The following is a 13,700-nucleotide window of genomic DNA, read 5'->3' as shown; positions in this document are numbered from 1 at the left end:
TCAATTTTTCGAAAGAATTTTTGTTATTAATGAACCTCCATTAATTATACCTTGAGCTGCAATAAAACAAAACCATATCAAAGAATGATTTTTATATCTTAAAGCTACTTCAAAAGGTATGTGTAATAATATAGTGCCTAAAATAATAAAACATCCTATAAGAGGAAGTGGATTTGTAAAATCATTATTTTTACTATTGAGGAATAACGCAATAAGAGAAGGCAACAAAATTGCCAGATAGTAAGCATTCATTATCAATTTTGGAATTTTATTATCTTTTCTAAGTTTGATTTTTGCAGTCAAATTTTTTGATTGAGCTTCTGCGGCATAATCATAGGCTTCATGGTCAGCATGCCACATGGTTATAATTTTGTCAAGAGAAAAACTTATAACTTTTTTTTCTTTTATTATTGCATTTAAACGTTTAAGAGAAAGTTCTAAGAATATTTTTTGTGCTTGAGTAGGTCCTTTTTCTTTTATTAATTTTTCAAAAAGCTGAGAATCGTTTTTATTCCATTGGCCATGATAATTTGTGTTCAATCCAACATACATATTCTACCCTATACGGGGGGAGGCAATCTTTTGCCTTATTTTAGATTCAATTGTATAATTTATTACAAATGTAGTTAAAAGGTATATTATTATTGTTATTAAAGTTAAAAAAAGTTTAATAGGAAATATATTTTGTGTAAAAATTTTCAACATATTAGGAGAAGTCAAGTTTATTTTAGCAAAAAATAAAAAGTACAATATTATAGCAATTAATATTATAATTTCATTTGGTCTTATACTGCTTAGCCAAGCTGAAAAAATACCTATTAACAATATGTACAAAACTCTCTTATTAGCATTTGTGGTTTTTAAAGTCTTAATAAATAAAAATGTTATTACAAGAGCTACAACATTGAATAAATTTTCAGTACAAATTAAAAGAGAATATAATATTCGTGATGGCATTAAAGCCCACAGCAAAGCTGCAAAAAAACCTAACTCTCTATTACCAATTTCTTTGCCAATTACATATATTAAAATTACTGAAAGAGCAGAAAGGACAGAACCTGTTAGTTGAGCTATAATAACTGAAGAACCAAAAATACGAAACACAAGTGACAAAAAAAATGGGAATGAAATAGTATGAGGAAACATTGCAATGTAATTTGGAATAAAAATTTTATTTAAAGATAAATTTCTTGCAATTAGATAATAAGTAAGGAAGTCAGATTTTGGTTCAACCTTTGTTATAATGATTAACATAACAGACATCAGTAATGGAATAACTAAAAATGCAATAACAATAAAACTTTTGTTATGTATAATTGATTTTAGATTGTTGAGCAAGAAGATAAAAATAAAACTGATTACAAAAATAACAATAAACAAAAAAAATCTTGACAAAATTTTAGGAAATCGATCTGGTAGAATATAATCTAAATTTCCATTAATGAAAATTTTTATAAAAACAAAAATTACAAAAGCTGCTGTTAAAGAATATATAGAAATGACAAAATATTTTTCAATTTTTTCTAATAACCTAAATTGCATATTATAGATTTTCACTCCCTTTAAAAGATAGAGTTTTGAAGAAACCTTGAAAATTTTATCACAAATACTATACTATACAAAATTTCTCAATACTATCTAATTGTATATTAAAAAATTGCTTTCTTTATTTGAATAGATAAAAGTTGAAGATGCTAAAAAGGTGAGATATAATTTTTTAAAAATTTGCGAAGAAAGGATAAATACCATGCCTCCAAAAGTATACTTTGTAATCCCATGCTACAACGAAGAAGAGATGCTTCCTTACACAATTGAGAAGATGTCACAAAAGTTCGATAGCCTTTTGAAGAAGGGACTCATATCAAACGAGAGCAAGATTGTGTTTGTAGATGATGGAAGCAAGGATAATACCTGGCAGCTTGTAAAAGAAGCAGCCAAAGACAAAAGGTTTGTTGGTGTAAAACTTTCAAGAAACTGCGGACACCAGAACGCTTTGATGGCTGGAATGAACTATGCTCTGAAGTTTTGTGACTGTGTAATTACATTGGATGCTGATTTGCAGGATGATATAAACGTGATTGACGAGTTTATCAAAAAGTTTGAAGAAGGCTATGATGTTGTGTATGGTGTTCGAAGCAGCAGAAAAACTGATACATTTTTCAAGAGGTTTACAGCACAGAGTTTTTATAAGCTGATGCGGGCATTTGGAGTTGAAATTGTGTATAACCATGCAGATTACAGGCTTTTGAGTAAAAAAGCCTTGGAGTTTTTGATGCAGTTTGAAGAGAGAAATTTGTTTTTGAGAGGAATAATTCCCCTGATTGGGCTCAAATCAACAATTGTGTATTATGAAAGACAAGAAAGGATTGCAGGTAAGACAAAATATCCACTCAAAAAGATGCTTTCTTTTGCCTTTGAAGGAATAACCTCATTTTCTGTAAAGCCAATAAAATATATAACCTCTGCGGGTTTTATAATGTTTTTACTCAGCATTGCAATCTTGATATATGCAATAGTTCAAAAGATAAGAGGACAAGCTGTCACAGGCTGGACTTCGCTTACAATTTCAATCTGGTTTATAGGCGGGCTTCAGCTTGTTGCCTTAGGGCTCATTGGTGAGTATATTGGCAAAATTTATAAAGAGGTCAAAAGAAGACCTTTATACTTCATTGAGGAGATAGCAGGGGATGAATAATTTTAGCTATTTTGTAGAAAAGATAAATTTGTACAAAAAGCAAATAGTCCAGCTTGTGAAATTTTCGATAGTTGGGGTTATAAATACAGCAGTTGACTTTGCAGTATTTTTTCTTTTTTATTCTGTCTTTCATATCAGTTACTCACTCAGTCAGGTTTTTGGATACACAAGCGGCATGATAAATAGCTTTATAATGAACAAAAAGTGGACATTCGAAGACAAAACCACCGGCAAAGTAATAATTACAAAGCTGTTAAAATTCGTGATTACAAACCTTGTTTCATTAGGATCTTCAATTGTTGTCTTAAAACTTTCAAAAACCTACCTATCAAATTCAATTTTAATCGCCAAAATTCTTGCAACTCTTTGCGCTCAGATGATAAACTATTTATCGTATAAGTATTGGGTATTTAACAAATTTTGAAAGGGCGGGGTATGTGAATGCAAAATACAGTAGGAAGACTTGACACATTTTTTAGATACATTGTTGTAGTGCTTTTAGGATTAGCCATTGTTTTGTCATTTCAGTTTCGGATAGTTGCTCTTACACATAAGAAAATAAGTTTTGTTGTGATGGTTATTCTTCTTTTGTCAGCTTTTTTAATCTTTAATATTTGGCTTTTTATATTTCAAAAACTGGCAAACAAAAAACTCGCTATACTCTTGTTAATTCTTGTTATAGCAGCTCCAAGACTTATATGGATTTTTTTGATGCCAACAAAGCCAGTTTCGGACTATTTATGTTTTTATTCCTATGCTCAAAAAGCTTCTCAAGGTTTTTTAAAAGGGTATGACATGACTTTTACACTCTTTAGGTTCAGATTTGGATATTCATTAATTTTGGCACTTGTTTTCAAGATTTTTGGAAGCAGCATAATTGTAGGAAAATTTTTCAATGTGTTTCTTTCAGTAATTTTAGGACTTATCATATATTTTACTGTTGACTATCTTTTTGGCAAAGAAGCAGCCACATATTCAGCAGTTTTGTATGCCTTCTGGCCATCGCAGATAATGTATAATTCAGTTTTGGCGTCTGAACACCCGTTTATTGTGTTTTTAGTGCTGGGGCTGTATTTTTTGATAAGGGCAATAAAAGAGAAAAAAGCTATTTTTGGCATATTTGCAGGAGTCCTTGTGGCAATTTCAAATCATATAAGACCTGTTGCTGTTGTGATCATAATTGCGATGGTTTTCTTGTTTGCACTAAAAGCTCTTTGTAAAGATTTTAAAATCTTAAAAAGTGCTGTCTTAAGTATAATTTCATACGTTGTTACATTCTATACAGTAGGATATTTAATTTTTTGTCTCACAGGCATTCCAGTGTGGAAAACCTCAATGGGACTTAATCTCATGATTGGCACAGACTATACAACATATGGTATGAACAATCCTAAACATTCTTTGTTTGTTAAAAAATATGCTTATGATTTTCAAAGGATGCACGGTGAGGCTATGAAAATAGGGTTAGAGAGACTTAAAAAAGAAACAAAAAAATTTCTTGCTATTCTTCCTCGCAAACACGCCATTATCTGGGGCGATGATAGCTTTGGGTATTTTTGGAGTACTTTTAAGGTTTACAAAACCACACATTTTGTAAATCTTGTAAAGAATCATCCAACCATTTTCTATATGTTCTCTCAGCTATATTACTATGTAATTTTGATTTACATCATTTTAGGAATTCTTTCATCTAAAAAAAATGCCAACAAAGAAATTTTTCTTTTGTTAAATCTTATATTCCTTGGCTATGTTGTATTACACATATTTTTAGAAGTTCAACCTCGTTATCATTACCCTGCAATTTTTACACTCTTTTTGTTAAGCGGCCAAGGAATAAAGTGGCTGAGAGAGAAATTAAAAAGATTTCAATACTGTTCATAAAACTCTCTTGGCCCAAGGTCAAATGCCTCTACGTTTTTCTCTAATACCAAAAACCTTCTTATATCAAAGCACAGGCTGCACTTGTGAAGGTAGCTCTTTTGAGGCTTGTATCCAAAGTTTTCTTGGGCAAACCTGAAGAGCTCATGAACACCTTTTGTGTAGAGCATATTTACAAAAAAGTACTTTTTGCTATCAAGATCTTTTCCCAAGTCATCAATAGAAATTTTAAATCCCACACATGGATTTGGAATAAAATTTCCAAATAGGTCCATGTGAAAATGTGTTTTGCTATTTAGTTCATGGCAGGCAGAAGACTTTTCTATTATTTCATCAACACTCTTTTTTGGGAAGAACTCTTCAAAGGTTTTTATTGCCCTTCCATTTAATGTAAGGTAATAGCGCAAAGGTAGCGATTTTACATAGTTTTCTCCAAAGGTATCTATGTATTCTGAAAAGGGATGTGTTTTTTCAATATCAAATCTCTTTATCTCAGGCAAAAATCCTTCTACCCAAGGAAAGATTTCAATCCCAACTTCTTTTAAAAGGTTTATTAGCTTTAACACTTTTTTGAGTGGAATGTATTCGTTGTGAAATGGACTGATTGATACCAAAATAGTTTCTATTCCAAGGCTTTTTAGATCTTTTAGCTTTTGCTTTGCCTCTTTTTCATTTTCCACCCATGATGCGTTTGTCTCAATGTACTCTATGTACACCCTATTTTCATTTGCCTTCTCTACAACCTTTTTAAGACCTTCAAAATTCAAAAAAGGCTCACCACCGCCTATATGAACAGAGTAAACTCCAAACTTTTTTAAAGTCTTAAAGACCTTGTCTGCCATCTGCGGAGTTATATACTCTTTTTTCCATGAAGGTGAGCTGTTGTAAAGACAATGCCTGCACCTTGATGAGCAGTAGTAGTTTGTTATAACCCCACCAGAGATAAGTCTGTCAATTTTGAGACTGTTATTTGAAGCTGGCATAACTTATACCTTCCCCTCCTTATGCTTTTCAAAAGTGCTTGTCTTTTTTTTGAAAACTATTATAATATTATTATGTTAGTTTTAGATTAAAAAATCAAATTGATAAATAGGAGGCAAAAGAACTTTATGAAACTGTTTAATCTTTTGTTTGAAGTAGCTTTTGCGACGAACAACGCTCAAAACTCATCGAATCAGGCGCCAGCAGGGGCGACTTGGGTGATAGTCTTTACCCAGCTTATTCTTCCGTTGATTTTGATGTTTGCTATCTTTTATATCTTTATAATCCTTCCGCAGCGAAGAAGAGAAAAACAATTCAGAGACATGATAAATTCACTCATTGTTGGTGATGAGATAGTAACAAACGGTGGGATTGTTGGAAAGATTGTGAATATCAAAGATGACATTCTGACAATTGAGGTAGGGGCTGATAGGGTAAAGCTAAAGGTTTATAAATGGGCTGTAAAGGAAGTTTTGAAGAAGGCTGAGCCAAGAGATTAAAGAGCAAAAAAATACCATAAGCTAAAAGAAGAATGGTTCTGAAGAGTGTTGGCTTCAGAGCCATTTATTTTTAGATAAAGGATTTATTTTTTGGAGAAGGAGTGGAGAGTACCATTACAATTTCTGAGCTTCTTTCACTTCTTGAAAAATATAGTCTTAAGCCAAATAAAAAACTTGGTCAAAACTTTTTGATTGATGAAAACATTGTAAGAAAGATAATAAATCTTGCAGAGGTTGATCAAAAAGAGGTTTTGGAGATTGGGGCTGGCCCCGGCACTTTGACCACATTTCTTTCTCAAAAAGCTAAAAAAGTCTTCGCTGTTGAGATTGACAAAAAGATTTTGAATGTCTTAAAAGAGGTTTGCCAGAATCTCTCAAATGTAGAAATAATAAACCAAGATTTTCTTAAACTTAATGTTAAAAATTTAACAAGTACTCAAAAACTCTGTGTTGTTGGCAATCTACCGTATTATGTAACTTCACAGATTCTGTTCAAGTTATTTGAGGAAAGAAATTATATAGAGTCATTTACAATTATGGTTCAGAAGGAAGTTGCACAGAGACTTTTAGCAAAACCGGGTTCAAAAGACTATGGTATTTTGACAGTTGCGATGAACTTTTATTGCAAAGTAGAAGACTATTTTCATGTTAGCAAAAACGTCTTCTATCCACGCCCTGAGGTTGACTCAACTGTTTTAAAGGTAACCTTCAAAGAAGATATTCCGGATGTTGATGAGAAAAAGTTTTTCAAGATAGTTCACGCCTGTTTTTCTACACGAAGAAAGACCATTTTGAACTCTCTTTCAAATTCTCTTGGGATTGAAAAAGCAGAACTAAAGCACGTATTAGAAAAGGCTTTTTTGCAGGAAAATTTGAGGGCAGAGGATTTGAGTTTGGACCATTTTGTAAGACTTTACAAAGAACTTAAAAATATAATTTAAAATTCTAAGTCAAGTAAAAAGGGCTTTGCAACAATTGATATGTACAATTTCATTTTTACACATCGCCTTAATTTTTTATTTTGACATTTTCAGTTAAGTTAAGGTATAATATAACACAAATTGCAATTGTACAGAATAAAACTTGCAAGGTGGTGGAGAAAAGGTGGTAGAGGTGAACTTACATCCATCCGTGTATCAATGGATTGACGAGATGGCAAGGATTACAAAGCCAGACAAGATTGTCTGGATAGATGGATCTGAAGAGGAAAAAGAGAAGCTCATTAAAGAAGCTCTTCAGACGGGGGAGCTGATGGAGCTCAACCAGGAAAAGCTTCCAGGGTGTTATCTTACAGAACACATCCGAGCGATGTTGCAAGGGTTGAAGACAGGACATTTATCTGCACTCCAACAAAAGAAGAGGCAGGTCAAACAAACAACTGGATGGACCCAAATGAGGCTTACAAGATGCTCTACTCACTTTTTGACGGTTCCATGAAAGGTCGAACAATGTATGTTGTTCCATATTTGATGGGACCTGCTAACTCACCATATTCAAAAGTGGGAATCTAGCTTACAGACAGCATCTATGTTGTACTAAATTTAAGAATTATAGCAAGAATTGGCGATGTTGCGCTAAGACATCTTGGCTCTTCTCCTGACTTTGTAAAAGGACTTCACTCAAAAGCAACACTTGATCCATAGAAAAGATACATTTGTCACTTTCCACAGGACAACACCATCATGAGCGTAAACTCAGGATATGGTGGTAATGTCATCCTTTCTAAAAAATGTTTTGCACTCAGAATTGCAAGCTACTTGGGGAAAAAGAAGGCTGGATAGCAGAACACATGCTGATTGTCGGAATTGAAGACCCAAACGGTAAGGTAACATACATCGCAGGTGCGTTCCCAAGCGCGTGTGGAAAGACAAACCTTGCTATGCTAATTCCATCAGAGCCGCTCAAGAAGCTTGGATATAAAGTTTGGACTGTTGGCGATGACATTGCATGGATGAGAATAGGCGAGGATGGAAGGCTTCGGGTTATCAACCCTGAAGCAGGGTTTTTTGGAGTTGCTCTTGGCACAAGCTACAAGACAAATCCGAATGCAATGGAGACAATAAAGAGAAATACTATATATACAAAATGTTCTTTTAAAAGAAGATGGAACAGTTTGGTGGGAAGGCATGGATGGAGAGCCGCCAGAGCGAGGTATTGACTGGCTTGGAAGACCATAGACAAAAGACAGCAGTGAAAAGGGTGCGCACCCGAACGCAAGATTTACAGCACCTGCCAGCCAGTGTCCATCAATTTCAAAGGAGTGGGAAAATCCAAAGGGCGTACCCATTTCGGCAATAATATTTGGTGGCAGACGTGCAAAGGTTGCACCACTTGTTTATGAGGCATTTGACTGGCAGCATGGTGTATATATCGGTGCTACAATGGCATCTGAAACAACTGCTGCTGCAATGGGCAAGGTTGGTGTAGTTCGTCGCGACCCGATGGCAATGCTTCCGTTCTGTGGCTATAACATGGCAGACTATTTTGCGCACTGGCTTGAGATGGGTAAGAAGATTCCAAACCCTCCAAAGACTTTCCATGTGAACTGGTTTAGACAAGACGAAAATGGCAAGTTCATCTGGCCTGGGTTTGGTGAGAACTTGAGAGTGCTCAAGTGGATAATCGAAAGATGTGAGGGGAAAGTCCCAGCAAAAGAGACACCGATTGGTTATGTTCCATATGTTGATGACCTTTACTTAGAAGGTCTTGATATAGACAAAGAAACTGTAGAAAAGCTTCTTGAGATAGATAAAGACCTGTGGCTCAAGGAAGCAGAAGATGCAAGACAGTTTTTAAGCCAGTTTGGAGAAAGACTCCCACGTGAGCTCATTGAAGAGAACGAAAAACTAAAACAAAGGCTTTCAAGGTAAACAATCACCAAACTCAAGACTTCCTTCATATACTGATACAAAGGGTATGAAGGAGGTCTTTTGTTTTGCTAACAAACTCAGCATTTACAAGAGTTGTTGTGATATTAAAAGGAATTGAGGAAAAAGGATAGATTCCTTTCGGGTATGTCAAGATTCAAGCGATTGTAGATACTGTAGATTTAGAGGTTGTTCTGCAAGGAATTGAAGAGACAGAGGAAAGAATAGTTTTGATGGGCGTTGTAAAAAGGTCTGATAGGTTTTTCCCTGTGTTCTTGTGCCACCTTCAAAAACCGCAAAAAGGTGTAATTTTCCAGCTCCTTTCAACAAGCAGATTTAATTTGTTTGGTTCAGGTTATCAGCTGAAAGAAATAGTAGGCTTTGCAGTGGCAAAGGAGAAAAAAGGCAAGAGAAAAATTCTTCTGATTGGAAGTATTGAGGAAAATGACCTTTATACAATGGAAAAGGATGTTTTGCAGAAGATTGATGAAGGCAAGAGAAAAGAAGGCAAAAAAGACGAAAAAAGTGAAATTGACAAGCTGTCATCAGGCCAAGACTTCGCAGCTGAAGGTCTGAACTTCAAAGAACATACACCAGAGGACAATTTAAATACCAATTCTGAGTGCGAAAAAGAGAAGGCTATACTTGATGCTGGAAATACTCATTTGGAGGATTTGAAAATTGAAGCAGATGAGAGGACTCTTTCAGTCAGTAACAATTTAAATTTAGAATGCATTCCAGAAGAAAGAAAAAGCCTTCCAGAGATATTTGAAGACAATGAAAAAGAGATTAAGAAGATAGAAAACGAAAGAGAAAAAGAAGGCGGCATTGAAGAAGTAGACAAAATGGAAGATACCCTTCCTGATCTTGAGAAAAACTATTGTATTTTAAAATTTGGCGAAAAGAGAGTATGGAAGAGAATATTTGAAGATTTAAAAGAAGCTTGTGAAAAATTTGAACCTTTCTCTGATGACAAAGTAAAATGGGTAAAAGTTGACAAAAAGAATATCCTTAGACTTTCAAATCTACATCCGTTTTTATATGTAATTTCCAATCCATTTGTATTCAAACTTGTCTCAGATCAAGGGTATTTGGTAATTGGATATAAGCGGTCGAAGAAGAAAAAAGACAGAATAGAAATTTTGGTGCCAGGTGAGTATTCGGAGGATGCGGAAAAGAAGGCAAAGGCGTTTGGATTTTCTGAGTTTGTCACAAAAGATGGAAAGGTCATAGAGGGCAAGGAAGGTTACTTTAAGATGACCTTAGAGCTCATAGAAAAGGAAGAATAAAAAGGTTATGGAGTATGCTTGTATATTGTCTGGAGGTAGTGGGCTCAGACTTTGGTCAAAAAGCAGAAAATCTTTTCCAAAACAATTTTTAAATTGTTTGGTGACAAAAGTTTTTTAGAAATGACGTACGACAGAGTAAAAAAGATCATCCCGCCAGAGAGAATTTTCATAGTCACCCATATAAACTATAGAAGTCATCTGAAGCTTTTACTGCCACATGTAAAAGATGAAAATTTGATATTTGAACCAGAACAAAAAGAAACTCTTGCTTGCATTGCTTTAGTATGTGTCCACATTCTTAAAAAAAGACCCTGAAAGCGTATTGGGCGTATTTCCTTCAGACCATTTTATATCCAATTTAGAAAAGTTTGAGGCTGCAATTAAAAAAGGATATGAACTTGCTAAAAAAGGCCACATTGTATGTTTTGGCATCACTCCTACAAGGCCAGAGACAAACTATGGATATATAAAAAGAGGAGAAAAGATAGGAGAAGATGTATTTTTTGCAGAAAGATTTGTGGAAAAGCCGGATAGTAAAAAAGCAATGTATTTGGTAAAATCAGGGTATCTTTGGAATAGTGGAATCTATGTTTTCAAGGTCTCAAGTTTTCTAAAAGAACTAAAAAGATATATGCCACATTACTATGAAGTTTTCATGAGGATATTTTCAGCTGTTGCTGGCGACAACTATATAGATGAACTGAGAAAAGCTTACAGATTTCTTGAAAAAATTCTGTTGACAAGGCAATTATGGAAAAGACAAGAAAGCTTGTTGTGTGTCTTTCTGAGTTTGAATGGGACGATGTTGGAACTTGGAGCGCTTTTGAAAGGATTTTAAGAAAAGATGAGAACGACAATGTCATAAAGGCAGAAGCTATTGTAAATGAATCAAGAAATTGCATAATATTTTCTGACAAATTTGTAATGGCACTTGGTCTTAAAGACATTATCTTAGTGTCAGTTGAAGATGCAATCTTGATATGTCATAAATCCAAAGAAAAAGAAATCAAGGATATAATTCAAGGGATAGCCTTGAATGAAAAGTACAAAAGATTCTTGTAAACTATGGTAATCAGACAAAGCAAAGGTGCATAAACTTAATATAGAAAAAAAGAGGCTTTTTCAAGATGAGGTTATATGGCTACAAAAAGCGCAGACGAGGCTGTCCAAAAACAATAATTTTTAATAACCAAAATCAAGCATTTGATGGTATTTAATGTTAATATTGAACTATGCAGTAAAAAGCAAGAGGGTTGGCTGGCAATTTTGCCCCAACCCCCTATTATTATCTTCGCCAATCTTTCTATGTTATAGGCAATACAAACCAAACTCTACTTTAGCTTCACACCCTTCATACCCCTGAGCAGGAATCTCCTAAACCCTTTATTGTTCTTTATTATCCCAAATACTGTCTCAACTTCTATCTTCCTTTTTTCGTAAATCTCTTCGCCTTCTCTACTTAACAGCCTTTGCCTCACCTCTTCCTTCAATTTCTCTAACCTCGGTCTTATACTAAATCTCTTCTTCCATCTCTTACCTTTATAACATTTTTCTCTGTGTTCACAACCATTACAAATATCTTCACATTGATATACCTTCTCATAACTTACAAATCCTCTCTCATTTGCACTTATCTTCGGATATAAGTATTTCACCTTCTTACCAGCAGGACAAATATATGCATCTTCTTCAGCTATGTACTCCCAGTTCCTTACATTGAAAATATCCTTCTTAAATCTTCTTGTCTGTTCCAAGTCAAATGTGTTATACTTAATGTAGCTATTTATGCCACATTCTTTCAGATGAAGGTAGTTTTCTTCAGACCCATAGCCACTGTCTGCTACAATGTTCTTTGGCATGAAACCTGTTATCTTCGTCACAAGCTCAAGGTGTTCCTTTAGACAGACAGTGTCTGTGGGACTTTGGTGGATGCTAAAACCTATGACAAATCGGTTCTGTGTGCCGATTTGTACATTATACCCGGGTTTTAGCATCCCATTTTTCATATGGTCATCCTTCATCCTCATAAATGTGGCATCATTGTCTGTTTTTGAAAAACTATTCCTGCCATTTAAGATCTGCTCATAAGACTCATATTTCTTGAGTCTTAATACGCAGTTGTTTTGGAGAGTTTTTACAAGCTTTTTCACTCTCCTTTCTTTCCTTTTGCTCCCAAAGTTAGCTTCTGCTATCTTTTGGGAGAGTTCTTCAACTTTTTGTTCAAGCTCTTGGCTATCATAATCAGCTTCTAAATTGACATCCAACTCGCCAAGAATTCTGTCTTCTTCCTCATTTATCCTCTCTATTTCATTAAGAATTTCTCTTACTTTTTCTCTTAATTTCTTTTTGTATGTTCTTGTACTTCTTGCCCATACAAATGTATACTTGTTCGCATTTGCTTCAATCTTTGTCCCGTCAAGGTAGTAATACTCAAAGTTTACATACCCCAGTTTTACAAGAAGTTCAATAACTTGTGCGAAAATCTCTTCAATGCAATCACCTATTATCTCTTTTCTGAATCTATTGATAGTTCTGAAATCAGGGGTTTGAAGTTTTGAAAGCCACATAAAGGTTATATTCTCTTGAAGTGCTTTTGCTATCTTTCTTGAAGAGTATATCCCCTGTATGTAAGCATAGATAAGTACTTTCAAAAGCATCAAAGGATGGTAGCTGGAAGTCCCACCACCTTTGTATTTCTCTACTATGGTTGAGATATCTATTTTATCAATGATTTTATCGATTGCTCTTACTAGATGAGTTTGAGGGATAAAGGCTTCAGGGTCGATTGGCATTATTAATTGGTTGGGGTTATATTCTTTGAAGACTATTTTATCATGTTTGCGTGGCATATTAATCCTCCTTATGTAATCATTTCTGAGATATTATATCATAAATATCTTACAATGTAAATACAGTAAAAATAAAGAGGCTGTCACCTCATCTTTTTAGACAGCCTCTTTTTTGATCTCAATTTTGATAATTTTTGCTATTATAATTTCAAATTGGATCGAAAATATGTTAATAGATGCATTTGAAGATAGAGTAAAACAGAAAATAACAGAGATAACAAATTATTCAGTTTTGCAAGTTTTACAGCATCAACGGGTTGAATATGATGATATTGTGAAGTTTGAAAAAAAAACAAAGGTACATCCTTTATCAAGATTGACACCATTTATTCAAATAAGGTTATATCAAGCTGGATTTTGCTGATAAATCAAAAAATAAGCAAGAATACTCCTGTTGTAGTGGAATTTAAATTAGGCTACATTTTCAAGACCATCTTCTTTAATCAGTTCGGTCCTTCCTTGAAAGGCCATGTGTTGTATATATCAGCAGTTTCATATGATTGGCAATCAGAATTTAAATCAGCCGGAATAAACCAAACAGTTCATAGGATATACTTAAATTTAAACTTTGAAGGGCACATGCTATTTTTAAAAAAGAAAAGGTCATTCAAAATACCACAGCGCATTTTAATTGCTGAAAA

Annotated in this window: 12 protein-coding genes and 2 pseudogenes (1 of these 14 only partly in view); 10 read left to right on the top strand and 4 right to left on the bottom strand. The window is 34.2% G+C overall.

The window, feature by feature from the left end:
• A complete protein-coding gene (locus tag OTJ99_RS11195) occupies positions 1-552 on the bottom strand; it encodes a hypothetical protein (protein ID WP_235374939.1) in 552 nt (183 codons plus the stop codon).
• Between the two features lie 3 nt (positions 553-555).
• Positions 556-1,542, bottom strand: coding sequence for a glycosyltransferase family 39 protein (locus OTJ99_RS11190; protein ID WP_235374948.1), 987 nt, complete (start codon positions 1,540-1,542; stop codon positions 556-558).
• A 205-nt stretch (positions 1,543-1,747) separates the two neighbouring features.
• Between OTJ99_RS11190 and OTJ99_RS11185 the strand changes: the two genes are divergently transcribed.
• The 3 genes from OTJ99_RS11185 to OTJ99_RS11175 are packed head-to-tail and all read left to right on the top strand — an operon-like array spanning position 1,748 to position 4,576.
• Positions 1,748-2,695, top strand: coding sequence for a glycosyltransferase family 2 protein (locus OTJ99_RS11185; RefSeq protein WP_045166408.1), 948 nt, complete (start codon positions 1,748-1,750; stop codon positions 2,693-2,695).
• The gene (locus OTJ99_RS11180; RefSeq protein WP_045166185.1) at positions 2,688-3,119 is read left to right on the top strand and encodes a GtrA family protein; all 432 of its coding nucleotides are present in this window, start codon (positions 2,688-2,690) and stop codon (positions 3,117-3,119) included. The genes OTJ99_RS11185 and OTJ99_RS11180 overlap by 8 nt, the downstream gene beginning before the upstream one ends.
• Positions 3,120-3,136: 17 nt before the next feature.
• Positions 3,137-4,576, top strand: a complete 1,440-nt coding sequence (locus OTJ99_RS11175) for a glycosyltransferase family 39 protein (RefSeq protein WP_045166186.1) — start codon at positions 3,137-3,139, stop codon at positions 4,574-4,576.
• On the opposite strand, the gene OTJ99_RS11170 is transcribed toward OTJ99_RS11175, so the two are convergent.
• On the bottom strand, positions 4,561-5,556 hold the full coding sequence (locus OTJ99_RS11170) for a radical SAM protein (protein WP_045166187.1): 996 nt from the start codon (positions 5,554-5,556) through the stop codon (positions 4,561-4,563). The two genes, OTJ99_RS11175 and OTJ99_RS11170, sit on opposite strands and share 16 nt — an antisense overlap.
• A 126-nt stretch (positions 5,557-5,682) precedes the next feature.
• On the opposite strand from OTJ99_RS11170, the gene yajC reads away from it, so the two are divergent.
• From yajC to OTJ99_RS11120, 6 genes and pseudogenes are all read left to right on the top strand, one after another.
• Positions 5,683-6,054, top strand: coding sequence for a preprotein translocase subunit YajC (gene yajC, locus OTJ99_RS11165; RefSeq protein ID WP_045166188.1), 372 nt, complete (start codon positions 5,683-5,685; stop codon positions 6,052-6,054).
• 101 nt (positions 6,055-6,155) lie between these two features.
• Positions 6,156-6,995, top strand: a complete 840-nt coding sequence (gene rsmA, locus OTJ99_RS11160) for a 16S rRNA (adenine(1518)-N(6)/adenine(1519)-N(6))-dimethyltransferase RsmA (protein ID WP_045166189.1) — start codon at positions 6,156-6,158, stop codon at positions 6,993-6,995.
• Between the two features lie 211 nt (positions 6,996-7,206).
• Positions 7,207-8,924: pseudogene (locus OTJ99_RS13100) on the top strand (phosphoenolpyruvate carboxykinase (GTP)).
• A 230-nt stretch (positions 8,925-9,154) separates the two neighbouring features.
• A complete protein-coding gene (locus OTJ99_RS11130; protein WP_235374949.1) occupies positions 9,155-10,210 on the top strand; it encodes a V-type ATP synthase subunit I domain-containing protein in 1,056 nt (351 codons plus the stop codon).
• A 286-nt stretch (positions 10,211-10,496) separates the two neighbouring features.
• Positions 10,497-11,048 (top strand): sugar phosphate nucleotidyltransferase, encoded by a 552-nt coding sequence (locus OTJ99_RS11125; protein WP_235374950.1) that lies wholly within the window; start codon positions 10,497-10,499, stop codon positions 11,046-11,048.
• On the top strand, positions 10,961-11,272 hold the full coding sequence (locus OTJ99_RS11120) for a hypothetical protein (RefSeq protein ID WP_269015361.1): 312 nt from the start codon (positions 10,961-10,963) through the stop codon (positions 11,270-11,272). The genes OTJ99_RS11125 and OTJ99_RS11120 overlap by 88 nt, the downstream gene beginning before the upstream one ends.
• Before the next feature lie 71 nt (positions 11,273-11,343).
• On the opposite strand, the pseudogene OTJ99_RS11115 reads toward OTJ99_RS11120, so the two are convergent.
• Positions 11,344-13,059, bottom strand: a pseudogene (locus OTJ99_RS11115) (IS1182 family transposase).
• A 357-nt stretch (positions 13,060-13,416) separates the two neighbouring features.
• On the opposite strand from OTJ99_RS11115, the gene OTJ99_RS11110 reads away from it, so the two are divergent.
• Positions 13,417-13,700, top strand: the 5' portion of a protein-coding gene (locus OTJ99_RS11110; protein ID WP_235374953.1) for a sporulation protein YunB. The gene runs 43 nt beyond the window's last position; 284 of the gene's 327 nt are visible here — the first part of the coding sequence; its start codon is at positions 13,417-13,419; its stop codon lies off the right edge, out of view.

Origin of the sequence: Caldicellulosiruptor naganoensis, from assembly GCF_026914285.1 — a bacterium.
GTDB lineage: Bacteria > Bacillota > Thermoanaerobacteria > Caldicellulosiruptorales > Caldicellulosiruptoraceae > Caldicellulosiruptor > Caldicellulosiruptor naganoensis.
The sequence above is the reverse complement of the archived record's forward strand: the minus strand, read 5'-3'. Positions and strand labels throughout refer to the sequence as shown.